Below are 13,789 nucleotides of genomic sequence, written 5' to 3' on the forward strand. Positions count from 1 at the left end.
TCGCGAACATAAAAAACTAGGCGGGCTCGACGTCGAGCGAGCCGCCATGCGCGCCGGTGATGCGGACTTGCGCACCGGCCGGCGCATCCGCTCCGCTCGCGATCCACTCGCCATCGCCCACCTTCACCCGGCCCTGGCCCGATGCGATCGGCTCGACCACCGTCACCACCTGGCCGATCAGACGGGCGACCCGGTCGTTGAGCAAGGGATCGGCGCTCGGCACCGGGTTCCTGCGATACCAGCGCCGCCCGACGGCCACTGCCGCCGCCGAAGCCGCGGCGAACAGGAACACCTGGAACACCATGTCGAAGTTCGGCACGAGCAGCGTCACGACGCCCGCCACCGCCGCGCCGGCGGCGACGAAGACCAGGAAGATGCCCGGCGCCAGCAGCTCGGCGATTGCCAGCAGCGCCGCCAGGATCAGCCAGGCAAGCCCCGGCACGGCGAGGAATTCCTGCAGGTTCATGTCAGCCCTCCTTCGGCTCGAACGGACGCGGCCGCGGCGGGGCAGGGGGCGCCGGCGGGCGCGGGCTTCCGCCATTGCCATTGCCCAGCGCTTCCTTGGCGAGCTCGCCGATGCCGCCCAGCGTGCCGATCAGCTGCGTCGCCTCGACCGGGAACAGGATCGTCTTCGCATTGGGCGAGGTGGCGAACTTGCCCACCGCCTCGACATATTTCTGCGCGATGAAATAGTTGAGCGACTGGGCGCTGCCTGACTCGATAGCGTCGGACACGAGCTGCGTCGCCTTGGCCTCCGCCTCCGCCGAGCGCTCGCGCGCCTCGGCGTCGCGGAAGGCGGCTTCGCGCCGGCCCTCGGCCTCGAGGATCTTGGACTGCTTCTCGCCCTCGGCGCGCAGGATCGCACCGGCGCGGCTGCCTTCGGCCTCGAGGATGTTGGCGCGCTTCTCGCGCTCGGCCTTCATCTGCCGGCCCATCGCATTGACGATGTCGGCGGGCGGGCGGATGTCCTTGATCTCGACGCGCGTGATCTTCACGCCCCAGGGCGTCGTCGCGTGATCGACCACGGAGAGCAGGCGCGCATTGATCTCGTCGCGCTTGGACAGCGTCTCGTCGAGGTCCATCGAACCCATCACGGTACGCAAATTGGTCGTCGTCAGCTGGAGAAGTGCCACATAGAGGTCACTGACCTCATAGGCCGCCTTGGCCGCGTCCAGGACCTGGAAGAACACCACGCCATCGGTGGAGATCATCGCATTGTCCTTGGTGATGATCTCCTGGCCGGGGATGTCGATCACCTGCTCCATCATGTTCACTCGCCGACCGACCCGGTAGAAGAAGGCGGGGAAGAAGTTGAAGCCCGGCGTCGCCACGCTGGTGAAGCGGCCGAAATGCTCGATCGTGTACTGGTAGCCCTGGCGGACGATGGTCACGCTGGAGAAGAGGTAGAGCACGACCACCGCGGCCACTGTGCCCAGGAAAACATTGAGTACGAGCATCCGACTCCCCCTAAAAGACTCTGGCCCTTCACGATTTGCTTCTTGCTAGCATAGAGAGGGGGCATGACCACAGCCCGTCTCGCACCCCGCACCGCGCTATTCCTGCCGGCCTCGAACCCGCGCGCGATCGAAAAGGCGCGGGGGCTCGCCGCGGACCTGGTGATCCTCGACCTGGAAGATGCCGTGAAGGACGCGGACAAGGCCACCGCCCGCATCGCCGCCGTGGCGGCGGTGGCGGAGGGCTTCGGCCCGCGCCTGGCCGCGATCCGGCTCAACGGGATCGAGTCGGGCGAGCATCTTGAGGATGTGGCCGCTATCGCCGCTTCGCTGGCCGACTTCGCTGTGCTGCCCAAGGCGGAGTCCGCCGCCGACGTCGCGCAGGTGGCCGAAGCGCTCGGCAAGCCGCTGCTCGCGATGATCGAGACTCCGCTCGGCGTGCTCGCCGCTGCCGATATCGCTGCGGTCCCAGGCGTCTCCGGCCTCATCGCCGGCACCAACGACCTCGCCGCCTCGCTCCGTCTGCCGCCGTCCAGCGGGCGCGCCCAGATGAGCGTCGCACTCCAGACCATCGTCCTCGCTGCTCGGGCGAGTGAAGTCTGGGCACTCGACGGCGTGTTCAACAAGCTCGACGATCCGGAGGGCTTGGCCGCCGAATGCCGCGAGGGCAGGGCGCTCGGCTTCGACGGCAAGTCGCTGATCCATCCGGGCCAGATCGAGATCGCCGCGCGCGCATTCGGCCCGAGCGAAGCCGAAATCGCCGAAGCCCACGCGCTGGTCGCGGCAGCGACTGGGGGTGCCGAGCGCTACCAGGGCCGGATGATCGAGGCGATGCATGTCGATCAGGCCCGCGCGCTGCTCGACCGCGCCTAAGATCAAACCACTACGGCACATTACCTAGGTCCGGAAAACCGCGTAGCCGGGTTTTCACCTAATATGGGAATATGCGCGGACTACCCATCCTGCATCGTGAGCTGCTCGCAGCACTCGATGAGATCGAACGCGTCATCGCGTTGCCCGATCTCGACATGCTTCGGCTGTCGCGGGTGCGGCTGCGCATCTCCAAGCTGACCGGCGAGCGGCGCCACAAGGTCGACATGCTCTGCCAGGCGCGCCACGCCACCGGCGCCGTCGCCGATCAGCTTGCGGCGCTGCGCCAGCGCAATATCGAGGCGCGCATCGACTATACGGTGCACATCGGCGCCTGGAACCCGCAGCGGATCGCCGAGGACTGGCCGGGCTATTGCCGTGCCTCGGGTGGCGCTGGCCCGCCGCATCCGCGAACAGATCGCGATCGAGCAGGCGCTGCTTTGTACGGGCCCCATGGACACCGACCCCCTAGCGCTTTCGGACCCTCGCGGTTACATGGGCCGCCAACTTCCGAATCAGGACATTGGCGCATCCCATGGACATCCCCCTCGGCCTCACCTTCGATGACGTTCTCCTCTATCCGGGAGAATCCGAAGTCCTGCCGAGCATGGCGGACACCCGCACGCGGGTAACCCGCGGCCTTTCGCTCAACATCCCGATCCTCTCCTCGGCGATGGACACCGTCACCGAAGCGGACATGGCGATCGTCATGGCCCAGCTCGGCGGCATCGGCGTCCTCCACCGCAATCTCGACATCGAGGAGCAGGTCGAGGCGGTCCGGCTGGTCAAGCGCTTCGAAAGCGGCATGGTCGTCAACCCGATCACCATGGCGCCCACCGGCACCCTGGCCGAAGCCCGTGCGCTGATGGCCCGCCACAAGATCAGCGGCGTCCCCGTGGTCGAGGCGAACGGCAAGCTAGCCGGCATCCTCACCAACCGCGACGTCCGCTTCGCCGAGCGTCCCGACCAGCTCGTCTCCGAGCTGATGACGCATGAGAACCTTGTCACCGTCCGCGCCGGCGTCAGCTCGGAAGAGGCGCGCCGCCTGCTCCACCAGCGCCGCATCGAGAAGCTGCTCGTGGTGGACGACGCCTATCGCTGCGTCGGCCTGATCACGGTGAAGGATATCGAGAAGGCAGTGAACTATCCGAACGCGACCAAGGACGCGACCGGCCGCCTCTGTGTCGCCGCCGCCACCACGGTCGGCGACAAGGGCTTCGCGCGTACCGAGGCGCTGGTCGATGCCGAAGTCGACCTGATCGTGATCGACACCGCGCACGGCCATAATGTCGAAGTCAGCCGCGCCGTCGAGCGGGTGAAGAAGCTCTCCAACCGCGTTCAGGTGATTGCCGGCAACATCGCTACCGCCGAAGCCGCCAAGGCGCTGATCGGCGCGGGCGCGGACGGCATCAAGGTCGGCATCGGCCCGGGCTCGATCTGCACCACCCGCGTCGTCGCCGGCGTCGGCGTGCCGCAGCTTACCGCCGTGATGGAAGCCGCCAACGAAGCCGCCAAGCATGACGTACCGGTGGTCGCCGATGGCGGCATCCGCACCTCGGGCGACGTCGCCAAGGCGATCGCCGCCGGTGCCTCCACTGCGATGATCGGCTCGCTGCTCGCCGGCACCGAGGAAGCGCCGGGCGAGACCTTCCTCTACCAGGGCCGCGCCTACAAGTCGTATCGCGGCATGGGCTCGGTCGGCGCCATGGCACGCGGCTCGGCCGATCGCTATTTCCAGCAGGACGTGAAGGACCAGCTGAAGCTGGTGCCGGAAGGCATCGAGGGCCAGGTCGCCTTCAAGGGGCCGGCAAAGGACGTGATCCACCAGCTGGTCGGTGGTGTGAAGGCATCGATGGGCTATGTCGGCGCCGCGACGATCGAAGAGTTCCAGAAGAAGGCTCGCTTCGTCCGCATCACCAACGCCGGCCTGCGCGAGAGCCATGTCCACGACGTGACGATCACCCGCGAGGCGCCGAACTACCCGACTCGCTGAGGCGGCGCCGACGCGCGATAAGGGTGCGGGAGATAGCGGAGGGGGAATGTCGGCTTGGCGTTTCGGAGCCATCGTCATCCTGCTGACTGCGGCTACCCCGCAATCGAGCGATCACGACTGGTCGCGGAACACCGGATATGGCGCCGATTTCGCGGTGTCGCAGGCGATCTGCCGGAGCGTGCTCCATGCGGAGATCCCGGCGGCCGACCTCCCCACGCCGGCCGAGCGCCGCGCGCTCGAAGGCTGCAGCAGCGAAGCGCTCTATTACGGCATCGGCATGCCTGCCGACCCGGTGAAAGCACGCAAATGCGCCGTCACCGAGCGCGGCCGGCACGACCAGCCGTTCGCCTTCTTCAGTGGCGCGGCGATGCTGATGACGGTCTATGCCAATGGCAGCGGTGCCACGCGCAACTATGACGTTGCGATCCATATGGCCTGCCAGGTCGAGGACGCCGCCTTCGCGATCGACAGCCGCGTCAAGCGCCTGGATGCGTATCGCCGCGCGGGCTGGAAGGGTCACGATTTCGGGGGCTGTGCCGACAATAGCAGCGGCATCGGCGGCGGCGTCTGCGCCGATCATTTCGCGCGCCTCGATGGCCAGCGCCGCGACCGCCGCATCGCTCGCCTCGGACAGCGCTGGACGGGCCCACAGCGCGCGCTGTTCGCCAGCGCCTATAAGCGCTTCGTCACCTATGCCGGGACGGCGCACGAGATGGATTGCTTCCGGGGCACTGCGATGGCGCAATGCCAGATCGACGGCCAGAACAGCGATGCCGAGCGCTTCCTTAAGCATATCGAGGCGCTCGCTGAAGGACGCACGCCAGTCCGTGAGGCGCGAGGCGAGGGTGAGGGCACTTCGCCGGCGACGATCGGCGATGCTGCCTGGCGGGAAACCCTGCGCGACGTGGACCCCGGTCACCGCGACGATTACGAGCGGAACCGCAATCAGGCGATTGCCGAGCGCACCGCGTTCGAACGCGACTTGGTCGCCTTCGCGCGTGCGGTCTTCCCGAAGCGCACTCCGCACGAGATCCGCCAGCTCTTCTCGGATCTCTGAGCGCCGGCAGCGGAGCATGGCAGGCCGCCATGCTCCGCCCCGGGCCGCCTCAGCTCTTGATGAACGCCAGCAAGTCGCGGTTGATGATCTCGGCATGCGTGGTCGGCATCCCGTGCGGCAGGCCCGGGTACGAGATCAGCTTGCCGTGCTTGAGCAGCTTGACCGAGCGCGCGCCGGTGGTGGGGAAGGGGCAGATCTGGTCGTCCTCGCCGTGCATCACCAGCACCGGTACGTCGATCGCTGCCAGGTCGTCGTAGAACTCGGTCTCCGACAGCACCCGCACGCATTCCCAATGCGCGATCGCCGCGCCCATCATGCCCTGGCGCCACCAATTGTCACGGATCCCCTGCGAGACGTTCGCGCCCTCGCGGTTGAAGCCGTAGAAGGGGATGGTGATGTCCTGGTAGAATTGGGCGCGGTGGAAGGCCGTGCCGTCGCGGATGCCGTCGACCACGGCCTTGGGCACGCCGTCGGGGTTGCGTGCGGACTGCATGAAGGTCGGCGGGATCGCGCTGATCAGCACCGCCTTGGCCACGCGGCCCTTGCCGTACTTGGCGACATAGCGCGTCACTTCGCCGCCGCCGGTCGAATGGCCGATATGGACCGCGTCCTTCAGGTCGAGCTTGGCGACCACCGCCGCGGCGTCGGCGGCATAGGTGTCCATGTCATGGCCCTTGTCGGTCTGGGTCGAGCGGCCATGCCCGCGGCGGTCATGCGCGATCACGCGGTAGCCCTGGGCCAGGAAGAACGTCATCTGGCTGTCCCAATCGTCGGCGCTTAGCGGCCAGCCATGATGGAAGAACAGCGGCTTTCCGCTGCCCCAGTCCTTGTAGAAGATCTCGGTGCCGTCCTGCGTGGTCACGGTAGCCATGGTCCATCCTTTCCGAGAAAGGCGAAACCGTCTTCCCTGCACCTGCATGGGGCCATCTCGCCGATCCCCGCAGGTCTACGCCTGCTGGACCTTGGGCCCGCACCCCAAGCCAGTCCACCGGCCTAGCCATTATGGGGTGACCCGGCTGACGCTTTGGAGGCCCGGTCCGCTTGCGCAGTGCAGCATGGCTGGTCTATCCCCACCCCGTGGAGCGGCCCAGCCGCTTCGCATTGATCGCGCCGGTGCCCGAAAGGGCTTCAAAGGGAATGCGGTGCGGGCGGAGCGATCCGTCCAACTCCGCGGCTGTCCCTGCAACTGTAAGCGGTGAGTATGCTGCGCTTCGCTCCCCATCCGAGGGAGCGGCCACTGGAGTTCACTCCGGGAAGGCCGTGCAGCCTGCATCGACCCGCGAGCCAGGAGACCTGCCGGCGTCTGGTCGCTCTTGTCCTGGTCCAGGGAATGGCCCGGGCACGGTCCTTCCGTCTGAGCGACGAACCCTAGCGGCGAGGGGCCGCAACGGTGCGCCGGACGGGGGACAAGCGCCCTCCCATTCGCGTGCGCCGCCGTTCGCTGATGCGCGCGGCAGGCCCCGTCGCCTTCGTTGCTCGGCGCCGAAGGAATGAAGACGCATGTTGCGCATGGAACGCAGCCTCGCATGGGCGGCTGCACTTGCCGCCGCCACGGTAGCGGGCAGCCTGGTTGCCGCCTGCCTGATGCCCTTTGTCGCGCTCGCCGCGATGGCGGCATCCACGCTTCCCCGTCGCGAGGGGCTGGCGACCGTGTTCGTCGCCTGGGCCGCGAACCAGGCGATCGGCTTCACGCTGCTCGATTATCCCCTCGATGCCTCGACCCTGGGCTGGGGCGCCGCGATCGGCCTGGCCGCGCTGGCTGCCTTCGCCGTGATCCGCGTGGCGACCGGCCGCACCGGCGCGTTGCTGCCGCTGCTCGGCGCGGCGGTGCTCGGCTTCGTCGCTTATGAGCTGACCCTCTATCTCTACGGCCTGGCAGGCGGCGGCACCGGCGCCTTCACCCAGGCGATCGTCCTGCTGCTCGCCAGGAACGAGGCGCTGTGGTTCGCCGGCCTGCTCGTGATCCGCGAAGCCGTCCTCCGCTTCGCCCCCGGCTGGGCGCCCGCGCCGCGCGCCGCCGCATGAGCGTGTCTCCCCGGATCGTCTCCCTCCTCCCGAGCGCGACCGAAGTCGCAGTATCCCTGGGCCTCGGCCCGGCGCTGGTCGGCCGCTCGCACGAATGCGACTTCCCGCCCTTCGTCCGCGATCTGCCGGTCTGCACTGCCACCAAGCTCGAAAAGGGCCTGACCTCGATCGAGATCGACCGGCGCGTGCAGGAGATCGTCCGCCAGGGCCTGTCGGTCTACGAAGTCCATGCCGAGCTTCTGCGCAGCCTCAAGCCCGACCTGATCCTCACCCAGACGCAGTGCGCGGTCTGCGCCGTCACGCCGGCGGACCTCGAGGAATCGCTCTGCGCCTGGCAGGGCATGGCGCCGACCCTGCTCTCGCTCGCCCCCGACAATCTGAGCGACGTATGGGGCGACATCCGCGCCGTCGGTGCCGCGACCGACCGCGAATTCGCCGCGGAGAAGGTGCTGCTCGGACTCGATCGCCGGATGGAAGCCATCCGCACCCGCTCGGCCCGGCGCGGCGCCACTCCACGCGTCGCCGCGATCGAGTGGTTCGACCCGCTGATGGCTGCGGGCAACTGGGTCCCCGAGCTCATCCAGATCGCCGGCGGCGCGCCGCTCTACGTCACTCCTGGCCAGCACTCCCCCTGGCTCGACTGGGACGTGTTCGTGGAAAGCGACCCCGACGTGATCGTGCTGATGCCCTGCGGCTACCAGATCCCGCAGAGCCGCGCCGACATCGACGCCGTCGTCGGCGATCCGCGCTGGGCCGGCATCGGCGCGGTCCGCCGCGGACAGGTCTATGTTGCCGACGGCCATCATTTCTTCAACCGGCCGGGCCCGCGCCTGGTCGAATCCGCGGAGATACTTGCCGAGATATTCGATGCCTGGGCGGGCACGCCGGCGCTGGGCGGGATGGGCTGGGAGCGCTTCTAGCCGCCGGCAATGGCCCTGACTGGCACGATCGCCCCCGGCCGATGTGATTGCGCCGCTTCGGTAAATCGCTACCACGGCGGACAGTGTCCAGTTCTGATCGCCTCGGCCCGTTGCCGGCCCATGCCCTTCGTCGACCGCTTCCCAGCGCAGCGCCCGAGACGTCTGCCCATCCGTCGGCGCACGGCGCGGCCGCATCCGACGGCTTCGCCCCCGTGCATTTATGGAGCGCGCTCGCCTTGAGCCTGGCGGTGTGCGTCGCGCTGCTGTGGAAGGCCGGGCTCCATGTCGACCTGCTGCGCCCCGCCAACGCCCCCTATTTCGTCGCGCTCGCGCTGCTGTTCGCACTCAAGCCGCTGCTGGCGCGCACCCGGTTCCGCTGGGCCAGGCCGGGCGCCGAGTTCGCCCAATATGTCGGCTTCTTCATGGCGATCTCGCTGACCGGCGCAGTCAGCACCTATCCGCTGGCGGCACTGTCGCATGGCTGGGCGGATTCCTGGCTCCAGCAGATCGACGAGGCGCTGCACTTCGACTGGCTCGCCTGGTACGAAGCCGCCGCCAACCACCGCAGCCTGCAACTGCTCGGCATTGCGGCCTATCAGAGCATCTATGTGATCCCGGCGGCGCTGCTCGGCGCCTTCGCCCTGCGCGGCCAGCGCCGCGAGGCGCACCGCTTCATCGCCGCCTTCTGGCTCGCCGCCATCTTCACGCTGACGGCCTATATCTTCATGCCCGCCGTCGGCCCGCTGAGCTATCTGTGGAAGGGGCCGATCCCCTATATGCCGAGCAGCGCGATCTGGCAGGAAACCCTCATCCCGGTGCTGCGCACCCACCAGTTCACCCAGGTCAACCTCAACGAGTTGCGCGGCCTGGTATCGGCGCCGAGCTTCCACACCGCCTCGGGCGTGCTCTACATCGCGACCGCCTGGCGCAGCGGAAACCTGCGCTGGCCGATGATCGCCCTGAGCATCGCGATGCTGCTGTCGGTGCCCGTCGAGGGCACGCACTATCTGTCGGACATGCTGATCGGGGCGGTGATGGCGGGGATGGGGCTGGTTGGCGCTGCGTGGCTGGTGGGGCGGTTTGCGCATCACGCGCCCGCGCGTGACATCGCCTGGCAATAGGCGATCGCCTTAGTCTCGGGCCCGGCGCTCCGCATATTCCGCGCGCGCAATGTCCATTCTGGCAGAATTGGCGAGCACCCATTCGGCCAAGGTCTGCACGGGCTGCAGGAATTCGCGGCCGAGGTCGGTAAGCGCATATTCGACTTGCGGTGGCGTAACCGGCGTGACGGTGCGCGAGACGAAGCCGTTTTCCTCGAGTTCGCGCAGTGTCGATGCCAGCACTTTCTGGCTGATTTCGCCCACTTCGCGGCGCAGGGCATTGAAGCGCAGCGGGCCTCGGCCCAACACGCGCACCACCAGCATCGTCCATTTGTCGCTGATCCGCGCCAGTAGCCGGCTGATATGTTCGCAGCGGGCGGTATCCGTATGGTTATCTGGTGTCGACAAGGTGCCTCCTTGTTGGGTGGTGACACCTCCTAGTAATCAGGTTTCCTCAAGAAACCAACATACATGAGGTTACCATGACCGCTAAGCCCCGCATCGCCATCATCGTGGGCTCGACCCGGCCCACGCGCTACGCCGACGCGCCGACGCAATGGATGCTGAAGCAGGCGCAGGCACGCGACGACCTGGACGTGGAAGTGGTCGATCTGCGTGATCACCCGCTGCCGTTCTTCGACGAGATGGCTTCCAATCTCTGGATGCCGAGCCAGAGTCCGGAGGCGATCCGCTGGCAGGAGACGATCGGCCGGTTCGACGGCTATATCTTCGTCGTAGCCGAATATAATCACTCGATCACCGGCGCACTCAAGAATGCGCTTGACCAGGCCTATAAGGAATGGGGCCGCAAGCCTTTCACCGCCATAGGCTATGGCGGCACTGGCGCGGTGCGTGCCGTCGAGCATCTGCGCATGATCGCCATCGAACTGCAGATGGTTTCCACGCACGCCGCAGTGCATATCGGCGGCGGCGATTTCATGGCGGTGCACCCCGCGTTCGGCAACAAGCCGATCGAGGAGATCGAGGCCAGCCTGCTTCCTTCGGCAAAGACCGCGCTCGACGAACTGGTCTGGTGGGCCGGGGCGACTATGGCTGCAAAGGCAGCCGGGGCCTGACGCGCCTGCGGGCGAGCTGGTGGCGACACCAGCTCGTCTGCCATCAGCTAGTCCCCGTAGCCAATCCGCACCTTCGCCGCCGCCTCGGCCGCAATCCGCCGCGCTTCATCGGTATCGCCCGCCAAGGCCAGCGCCACGCCCATCCGCCGATAGGGCCGCGAATTGGGCTTGCCGAAGATCCGCACGTCCACCTCGCCCCCCGGCGTCGCCAGCGCCTCTGCCATCCCTTCGTAGGACAAAGTCTCCGAAGCCCGGTCCGCCAAAATCACTGCCGAAGCCGACGCCCCGCGCAGCGCCACCTTCGGGATCGGCAGCCCCATCACGGCGCGGGCATGCAAGTCGAACTCGCTCAGATTCTGCGAGATCAGCGTGACCATGCCGGTGTCATGGGGGCGGGGGGAGAGCTCGGAGAAGATCACGTCCTCGCCCTTCACGAAGAACTCCACCCCGAAGATGCCATAGCCGCCCAGATCGTCGACCACCTTGCGCGCCATGTCTTGCGCATCTGCAATGGCGGAGGCTGACATGGCGGCGGGCTGCCAGCTTTCCTGATAGTCGCCGCGTTCCTGGCGGTGGCCGATCGGCGGGCAGAAGATCACGCCGTCGCGGGTGCGGATCGTCAGCAGCGTGATCTCATAGTCGAAGGCGACGAACTCCTCGACGATCACGCGCTTGCGGTCGCCGCGCATGTTCGCCACCGCATAGTCCCAGGCCGCCTCCAGCGCGCCCGCGTCGCGCACCGTGCTCTGGCCCTTGCCCGACGAGGACATCACCGGCTTGATCACGCAAGGGAGCCCGGTGTGCTCGGCGCCGGCCAGCACTTCCTCCAGGCTCTCGGCGTAGCGATAGCGCGAGGTGCGCAGGCCCAGCTCGACTGCGGCGACTTCGCGGATGCCGTCGCGGTTCATCGTCATCTGGGTGGCGCGGGCGGAGGGCACGATGGTGAAGCCCTCGGCCTCCAGCTCGGCCAGCACTTCGGTGCGGATCGCCTCGACTTCGGGAACGACGTAATCGGGCCGGTGCTTCTCCACCGCGGCGCGCAGCAGCGCGCCGTCGAGCATCGAGAACACTTCATGCGCATCCGCCACCTGCATCGCCGGCGCGCCTGCATAGGCGTCGCACGCGATCACATAGGCGCCCAGCCGCTTGGCGGAGATCGCGAACTCGCGGCCGAGTTCGCCCGAGCCGAGAAGCAGGATCTTCGCCGTGAACGCCATGTGCTTGCCTTCGATGATGGAACGGCGCAGCACTGAAGCGCTACGCGGATTTTGTCCATTGTCCTGAGCCGTCATGCTGAACTTGTTTCAGCATCCAACGCGCCCCAAGCGACACCCTTCGTGGAGAGTTGGACTCTGAAACAAGTTCAGGGTGACGATGCACTCTAGGCACCGGCATGCAAGTTTCCGCTACCAATGTAGGAAATGTTCTGCTTTCGGTCTTGGGATGCCGAGCCTGACTTCCCCGACCCTTGCCGCCTTGCGCACCCGCGTAGCGCGTCAACGGAGTCAACATAATGCTCAACCGACCGGTTTAACATCATGAACCCCTCGGCCCGCCTCCAGGCCGCCATCGACCTGCTCGAGCGGATCACCACCGCTGCCCGCGACCAGGGTGGATCGGCCGATACGATCATCGCCCGCTGGTTCGCCGAGCGCCGCTATGCCGGCTCCAAGGACCGCCGCGCGATCCGCGAGCTGGTCTATGACGCGGTCCGCATGCTCGGCGAGCGGCCCGAGAGCGGCCGTGCGGCGATGCTGGCGCTGGTGGCGAAGCGCCCCGAACTCGCCGATCTGTTCGACGGCTCGCCTTATGGCCCCGCGCCGATCGCCCCCGGTGAGCCCGTCGCCGAAGCAGGCGTGCTGCCGGCCTGGCTGGCGGAGGCCTTCACCGCATCGGACCTCGATGCCGACGAGCAGGCCGCGCTACTCGAGCGCGCGCCGCTCGATATCCGCGTCAACACGCTCAAGGCCGATCCCGCGGCAATCCAGGCCCAGATCTCCGGCTCGGTGCCGCTGCCCTGCCTCGCCGCCGGCCTGCGCGTGCCCTCGGACACGCCGGTGGAGCAGCTGGTCGCCTACAAGGACGGCGCGCTCGAGGTGCAGGACGCCGGCAGCCAGTTCGTCAGCCTGGCGGCGGGCGTCGAGCGCGGTCAGCACGTCATCGATCTCTGCGCCGGCGGCGGCGGCAAGACCCTCGCCCTCGCCGCGGCGATGGCGAACCACGGCAGTATCCTGGCCTGCGATATCGACCGCCCCCGGCTCTCCCGCCTGATGCCGCGCGCCGAGCGGGCAGGGGTGAATATCGTCGAGACAAGGCTGCTCAACCCGAACCAGGAAGTGTCGATGCTGGCCGACCAGACCGGCCGCGCCGACGTCGTGCTGATCGACGCGCCCTGTTCGGGCACTGGCACCTGGCGCCGCAATCCAGAGGCGCGCTGGCGGCTCAATCCGCAGCGGCTCGATCGCTATGTCGCGACGCAGGCGGCGCTGCTCGATATTGCTGCCGACCTTGTCCGCCCGGGCGGCGCGCTCGTTCATGTCGTCTGCTCGCTGCTCGATGCCGAAGGGGCAGGGCAGGCAGCGGCTTTCCTCGACCGGCATCCAGGCTGGACCGCCGAGCCGCTGTCGCTCGGCGCCGGCGCGCCGCGTGGGTCCGGCCTTCGCTTCACCCCGCTAAGGGACTCGACCGACGGCTTTTTTGTCGCGAGGATGCGCCGGCCATGATAGCGCGGGGCAAGATTTCGGAGAATGTGATGCGTTTCACTGCGATTGGGGCGGCCGGTGCGTTGATGCTGCTCTCGGTTTCCACGTCGCTGATGGCACAGCGGGCAGACAATCAGATCGATCCCCGCTCGGTTGAGCTGGTCAAGCAGGGCCGCGCCGCGCTTGCGGGCGGCAATGTCCAGGGTGCCGGCGATCTGCTGGAAAGCGCGCTCGCCGTCGATCCGCGCAACCGCGACGCCTTCATCACCCTGGCCGAGATCGCCCGCAGCACAGGTCTGCCCGGCAAGGCGATCCGCCTCTACCGCGAAGCACTGAGCCTCGAACCCAACGACACCGCGGCGCTGCGCGGCCAGGGCGAGGCGATGGTCGCCAAGGGCGCGATGGAGCGGGCGAAGGAGAACCTCGCCAAGATCCAGAAGCTCTGCGCCAAGGGCTGCAGCGACGCGACCCAGCTCACTGCCGTGATCGCCAAGGGCCCGCCGGTGACGACGGCGCAGGCCGACCCGATGCCCAGCGCTACGCCTACACCGGCGGTCAAGCCGAACTGATCGGGCTTGCAATGTAGGATTTC

The 13,789-nt window shown here is 67.6% G+C and carries 15 protein-coding genes and 1 riboswitch; of the genes, 9 read left to right on the plus strand and 6 right to left on the minus strand.

Going from position 1 to position 13,789, the window contains the following annotated elements:
- Nucleotides 1–16: 16 nt before the first annotated feature.
- Nucleotides 17–466 carry an NfeD family protein gene (locus AC1RPL_RS00980; protein WP_493067392.1) on the minus strand — a complete coding sequence of 150 codons (450 nt, stop codon included), beginning with the start codon at nt 464–466 and terminating at the stop codon, nt 17–19.
- A gap of 1 nt (nt 467) precedes the next feature.
- Nucleotides 468–1,457, minus strand: coding sequence for an SPFH domain-containing protein (locus AC1RPL_RS00985; RefSeq protein WP_493067393.1), 990 nt, complete (start codon nt 1,455–1,457; stop codon nt 468–470).
- Nucleotides 1,458–1,520: 63 nt separating this feature from the next.
- On the opposite strand from AC1RPL_RS00985, the gene AC1RPL_RS00990 reads away from it, so the two are divergent.
- Nucleotides 1,521–2,327, plus strand: coding sequence for an HpcH/HpaI aldolase/citrate lyase family protein (locus AC1RPL_RS00990; RefSeq protein ID WP_493067394.1), 807 nt, complete (start codon nt 1,521–1,523; stop codon nt 2,325–2,327).
- 80 nt (nt 2,328–2,407) lie between these two features.
- On the opposite strand, the gene AC1RPL_RS00995 is transcribed toward AC1RPL_RS00990, so the two are convergent.
- The gene (locus AC1RPL_RS00995; protein WP_493067395.1) at nt 2,408–2,650 is read right to left on the minus strand and encodes a hypothetical protein; all 243 of its coding nucleotides are present in this window, start codon (nt 2,648–2,650) and stop codon (nt 2,408–2,410) included.
- A 209-nt stretch (nt 2,651–2,859) separates the two neighbouring features.
- Here AC1RPL_RS00995 and guaB point away from each other — a divergent pair, with 209 nt between their 5' ends.
- Nucleotides 2,860–4,317 carry an IMP dehydrogenase gene (guaB, locus tag AC1RPL_RS01000; RefSeq protein ID WP_493067396.1) on the plus strand — a complete coding sequence of 486 codons (1,458 nt, stop codon included), beginning with the start codon at nt 2,860–2,862 and terminating at the stop codon, nt 4,315–4,317.
- A gap of 46 nt (nt 4,318–4,363) precedes the next feature.
- Nucleotides 4,364–5,374, plus strand: a complete 1,011-nt coding sequence (locus tag AC1RPL_RS01005) for a hypothetical protein (protein WP_493067397.1) — start codon at nt 4,364–4,366, stop codon at nt 5,372–5,374.
- 49 nt (nt 5,375–5,423) lie between these two features.
- Here AC1RPL_RS01005 and AC1RPL_RS01010 read toward each other — a convergent pair whose 3' ends face one another.
- Nucleotides 5,424–6,245, minus strand: a complete 822-nt coding sequence (locus AC1RPL_RS01010) for an alpha/beta fold hydrolase (RefSeq protein ID WP_493067398.1) — start codon at nt 6,243–6,245, stop codon at nt 5,424–5,426.
- Between the two features lie 223 nt (nt 6,246–6,468).
- Nucleotides 6,469–6,689, plus strand: a riboswitch (cobalamin riboswitch).
- Nucleotides 6,690–6,883: 194 nt separating this feature from the next.
- Between AC1RPL_RS01010 and AC1RPL_RS01015 the strand changes: the two genes are divergently transcribed.
- The 3 genes from AC1RPL_RS01015 to AC1RPL_RS01025 all read left to right on the plus strand — a co-directional run bounded on the left by AC1RPL_RS01015 (nt 6,884) and on the right by AC1RPL_RS01025 (nt 9,440).
- Nucleotides 6,884–7,399, plus strand: a complete 516-nt coding sequence (locus tag AC1RPL_RS01015) for a hypothetical protein (RefSeq protein WP_493067399.1) — start codon at nt 6,884–6,886, stop codon at nt 7,397–7,399.
- Entirely contained in the window at nt 7,396–8,319 is a 924-nt protein-coding gene (locus tag AC1RPL_RS01020; RefSeq protein WP_493067400.1) for a cobalamin-binding protein, read from the plus strand. Before AC1RPL_RS01015 ends, AC1RPL_RS01020 begins: the two co-directional genes overlap by 4 nt.
- 83 nt (nt 8,320–8,402) lie before the next feature.
- On the plus strand, nt 8,403–9,440 hold the full coding sequence (locus AC1RPL_RS01025; protein WP_493067401.1) for a phosphatase PAP2 family protein: 1,038 nt from the start codon (nt 8,403–8,405) through the stop codon (nt 9,438–9,440).
- A 9-nt stretch (nt 9,441–9,449) separates the two neighbouring features.
- Here the strand turns inward: AC1RPL_RS01025 and AC1RPL_RS01030 are convergent, their stop codons facing one another.
- The gene (locus tag AC1RPL_RS01030; protein WP_493067402.1) at nt 9,450–9,827 is read right to left on the minus strand and encodes a winged helix-turn-helix transcriptional regulator; all 378 of its coding nucleotides are present in this window, start codon (nt 9,825–9,827) and stop codon (nt 9,450–9,452) included.
- Between the two features lie 74 nt (nt 9,828–9,901).
- On the opposite strand from AC1RPL_RS01030, the gene AC1RPL_RS01035 reads away from it, so the two are divergent.
- A complete protein-coding gene (locus tag AC1RPL_RS01035) occupies nt 9,902–10,495 on the plus strand; it encodes an NADPH-dependent FMN reductase (RefSeq protein ID WP_493067403.1) in 594 nt (197 codons plus the stop codon).
- 47 nt (nt 10,496–10,542) lie between these two features.
- On the opposite strand, the gene purT is transcribed toward AC1RPL_RS01035, so the two are convergent.
- Nucleotides 10,543–11,712, minus strand: coding sequence for a formate-dependent phosphoribosylglycinamide formyltransferase (gene purT / locus AC1RPL_RS01040; RefSeq protein ID WP_493069057.1), 1,170 nt, complete (start codon nt 11,710–11,712; stop codon nt 10,543–10,545).
- A gap of 321 nt (nt 11,713–12,033) precedes the next feature.
- Here purT and AC1RPL_RS01045 point away from each other — a divergent pair, with 321 nt between their 5' ends.
- Nucleotides 12,034–13,218 carry an RsmB/NOP family class I SAM-dependent RNA methyltransferase gene (locus AC1RPL_RS01045; RefSeq protein WP_493067404.1) on the plus strand — a complete coding sequence of 395 codons (1,185 nt, stop codon included), beginning with the start codon at nt 12,034–12,036 and terminating at the stop codon, nt 13,216–13,218.
- Between the two features lie 29 nt (nt 13,219–13,247).
- Nucleotides 13,248–13,766 (plus strand): tetratricopeptide repeat protein, encoded by a 519-nt coding sequence (locus AC1RPL_RS01050; protein ID WP_493067405.1) that lies wholly within the window; start codon nt 13,248–13,250, stop codon nt 13,764–13,766.
- Nucleotides 13,767–13,789 lie beyond the last annotated feature (23 nt).

Source organism: Sphingomonas sp. GW821-FHT12D09 (assembly GCF_058807215.1).